Annotated in this window: 3 protein-coding genes and 1 pseudogene; all 4 read left to right on the forward strand. The window is 72.4% G+C overall.

Going from position 1 to position 3,772, the window contains the following annotated elements:
* The coding region (locus G6024_RS04305) for a DUF6541 family protein (protein ID WP_338122130.1) at positions 1-608 on the forward strand (608 nt) is incomplete at its 5' end.
* A gap of 25 nt (positions 609-633) precedes the next feature.
* The gene (locus G6024_RS04310) at positions 634-2,505 is read left to right on the forward strand and encodes a glycosyltransferase (RefSeq protein WP_159148145.1); all 1,872 of its coding nucleotides are present in this window, start codon (positions 634-636) and stop codon (positions 2,503-2,505) included.
* A 32-nt stretch (positions 2,506-2,537) separates the two neighbouring features.
* Positions 2,538-3,404 (forward strand): potassium channel family protein, encoded by an 867-nt coding sequence (locus tag G6024_RS04315; protein ID WP_159148146.1) that lies wholly within the window; start codon positions 2,538-2,540, stop codon positions 3,402-3,404.
* A gap of 112 nt (positions 3,405-3,516) precedes the next feature.
* Positions 3,517-3,772, forward strand: a pseudogene (locus G6024_RS04320) (hypothetical protein); the annotation flags it as partial.

Consider the following 3,772-nt stretch of genomic DNA (forward strand, 5'->3'; position numbering starts at 1 on the left):
CGGCGGCGTTGGCCCTGCTCACCGCCTCCGGGCACGCGGTGATGGCGCGGGACCTGACCGCCTGGGGGTACGCCGACGGGCCCGCGGTCACCGCCGACGAGCGGCTCGTGCTGGACGCGCTGGGGGAGAGGTACGACGGCGGGGTGGCCCTGAACGACCCGTTCGACGGCACCGCCTGGGTCTACGCGCTCCACGGGGTGCCGGTGGTGTTCGGGGCGCCGCTCGCCGACGACCCGGTCGCGCAGGTCGGCGCCGACCGCATGACGCTGTACACCTCGGTCAACCGCTACGGTTTCGACCCGACCGTCACCCGCGAGATGCAACTCCGGGACGTGCGCTGGGTGATCGTCGGGACGGAGTCCGTGGGCGGGCCGGGCCGGCCGGGTGGGTTCATCGGGCTGCACCTCAACCCGAACCTGCGGCTGGTGGAGGCCACTCCGGGCGCCCGTCTGTACGAGGTCCTGCCGGTGCCCGCGGACCACCAGCCGCTGCCCCCGCCACCCGGCATCCCCCCGGTGACGCCGCCGGGGCAGCCCCCGAACACCGACTCACCGGTCGTCGAGGCGGCGCCCCCCGGCCCGGGGGCTAGCCTGGACGGCACCGCCTAACCGACTCCCAGGAGCGCATCGCCCCATGGACGCCACCACCGTGACAACCGCAGACGCCGACACCGGGACCGACCGGCCCGAGCGCGATCTGCTGCTCCAGCGCACCCTGTTCTCCGGCCCGCGCCGGTGGGTCAACGACGACCTGTACTCGCGGATCACGCGGGGCGTGGTGCGCCGCACACGCACCGAGCTGCACCTGGAGCCCGGCGCGATCGTCGACACCAACACCTACTTCGGCCGGTTCGAGGCGTCCTACTGGCAGCGCTGGACCTCCGTCACCGACCTGACCGTACGGGTGTCGGTGGAGACCGTCGGGCAGGTCGACGTGCTGGTGCGCGCCTCGGACATCGGCTCCCACGTGCGGACGGTGGAGGTGGTCCACCACCACGGCGACGGTATGGCGGTGGTGGACGTGCCGGTGGACACGTTCACCGACGGTGGCGCGATGTGGCTGGAGGTGCACGCCGTCGACGCGCCGGCGACGGTGTCGGAGGTGGAGTGGAGTACGACGACGACGAGGCCCGCCCGCCGCGCCGCCGTGGCCATCTGCACGTTCAACCGGGCGGATGACTGTGCGGCCACGGTCGACTCGCTGGCCTCGGATCCCCTCGTCGCGGACCTGATCGACGACCTCTATGTCACGGACCAGGGCACCGACCTCGTGGAGACCCGCGATCCGTTCCGGCACGCGGCGGAGGAGTTCGGCGACCGGCTGCACTACCTGCGTCAGCCCAACCTCGGCGGTGCCGGCGGCTTCAGCCGCGGGCTGTACGAGGCCACGGCCCCGGACGGCCCGGGGCCGGTGGACGTGCTGCTCATGGACGACGACGTCCGGGTGGAGCCCGAGACGGTGCTGCGCCTGTTCGCCTTCGCCGCCGTCACCCGCGAACCGATGCTCGTGGGTGCCCAGATGCTGTACCTGTTCAACCCGGACTACCTGCTGGTCTCGGCCGAACGGACGCAGCTCGACGAGCTCCGGGGCGGGTTGGACGCCGACGAGTTCGCGCTGCGTGACGAGTCGGTGGTCGCGGGCCGGCAGGAGCGGCGGATCGACGCCGAGTACAACGCGTGGTGGTCCTGCCTCGTCCCCGGCGAGGCCGTGGAGCGCGTCGGACTCCCCATGCCGTACTTCTTCCAGTGGGACGACATCGAGTACGGCCTGCGCTGCCGCCAGGCGGGGATGCCCACGTGCACCCTGCAGGGCGCGGCGGTGTGGCACGCGGACTTCTACTGGAAGGACGGCGACGACTTCGGCCAGTTCTTCTCCCTGCGCAACTCGTTGACCACAGCGGCGGTCCGGCAGGGGATCGACCCGAAGGACATGGCCAAGAACCTCGCCCGGAGCGTCCTGCGCGCGGTGGCGGGCATGCAGTACGGGCTCGCCGCCACCCGCCTGCGCGGGATCGAGGCGTTCCTCGACGGGCCCGACGGCACCCACGGCGTCGGTGACGGCGGTCAGGCCGCGCTGGCCGCGATCCGCGCCGAGCGCGCGCGGTACCCGGAGACCGCCAAGCTCGGGGTGGAGGCCCTGCCCGCCGGGATCGGTGTCCGGCGCAAGGTGGGGATCCCGCGGGAGGACCGCGAGGACCAGGTGCTCGCCAAGCGGCTGCTCTTACAGAAGTTGGGCCGGCAGCGCCGCGGTGTGGTGGCGATCCCCTACGAGGACGCGGCCTGGTGGCACGTCTCCCTGTTCGACGAGGTGTACGTGACCGACGCCTCGCAGACCGGGGTGCACCACCGCAAGGTGGACCCGGCGCGGGCCACCGAGCTGCAGAAGCGGCTGGTCTCGCTGCTCGCCCGGTTCGTCCGGGAGGCCCCGGCCGCCCAGGAGCGGTGGCGTGCCGCGCAGGCCGGGCTCACCACGCGGGAGAACTGGGCGCGGCTGTACGGACTCTGACCCGCCGTCCGCTCGCCGCTTAGGGTGGGGTGATGGTCGAGATCGTGCTGACGGCGGTGGGCGTGGCGCTCATCGCGGTGGTGTTGATGGACGTGTTCCACACGCTGATGCACCCCGGGGGCACCGGGTACCTGAGTCCCTGGGTGTTCGCGGGGATGTGGCGGGTGTCCCGGGCGACGGGCCACCGGGTGGGCAGCGCGGTGGGTCCGGCGGCCCTGGTGACGGTCATCCTGCTGTGGGTGGTGCTCCAGGGTCTGGGCTGGGGAGTGATCTACTACCCGCACGTGCCCGCGGACTTCACCTACTCCGACGGGATCGATCCGGACAGTCTCCCGGCGTTCGTCGAGGCCCTGTACTTCTCGTTCGTCACGCTGGCCACCCTGGGGTTCGGCGACATGGTCCCCTCCGATTCGTGGATCCGGTGGATCACACCGTTCCAGGCGTTGACGGGATTCGCCCTGCTCACCGGGGCACTGACCTGGTTCAACCAGGTGTATCCGCCCTTGTTGCGGCGGCGGGCGTTGGCGCAGGAACTGTCGCGTCTGGACGAGGTCGACTTCGCGGGGCGGATCCCGGACCTGCCGGCGGAGCCGGTGTGTGCCCAGTTGACGGCGGTGGCAGACAGGGTCGAGGAGGTCCGGATCGACTTCTTCCAGCACTCCGAGGGCTTCTACTTCCGCGAGCGGTCCGCGGACCTGTCCCTGCCACGACAGCTGGCCGGCGCGGTGCGACTGTCCGAACCCGGCCCGGCGGGGTCGCCGGCCGCCGTGGAGCTGGGTCGCTGCCAGCTCTCGGTGGCACTGGAGCGGCTCGCGGCGACGCTGGACCAGCAGTTCCTGCACCGCGGTGGCCCCCCGGAGCAGGTGTTCTCCGCCTATCTCCGCGAGCACCACCCCTAGGGCTCCCCGCGCCCGAGCGGCGTCAATCCACAGGCCCGACCTGTCCACAGGCGGGCCACGGGGCCGGTGTTTCCGACAGAGTCCCGGCGGTGGCGTGCCGCAGAGTGTGGGCATGGACACCTCCGCACTCGGCCACACCGACCCGATCATCACCGGCGACGACCCGCCGCCCGGCCCGCTGACCACGGCCGAACTCGCGGCCGCCGTGCCAGACCCGGCCGGTCGCGCGCGCTACCGTCGGATCTGGCACGGGATGTACCGGCGGGAGGACCAGCCGGATGATCTCCGGCTGCGCAGCGTCGCGTTGGCGCGGGCCTGGCCCGAGGGGGTCTTGCGCGGGCGCAGTGCCGCCCTGCTGTGGGGCGACG

The sequence above is a fragment of the Dietzia maris genome, from assembly GCF_014144855.1.
GTDB lineage: Bacteria > Actinomycetota > Actinomycetes > Mycobacteriales > Mycobacteriaceae > Dietzia > Dietzia kunjamensis.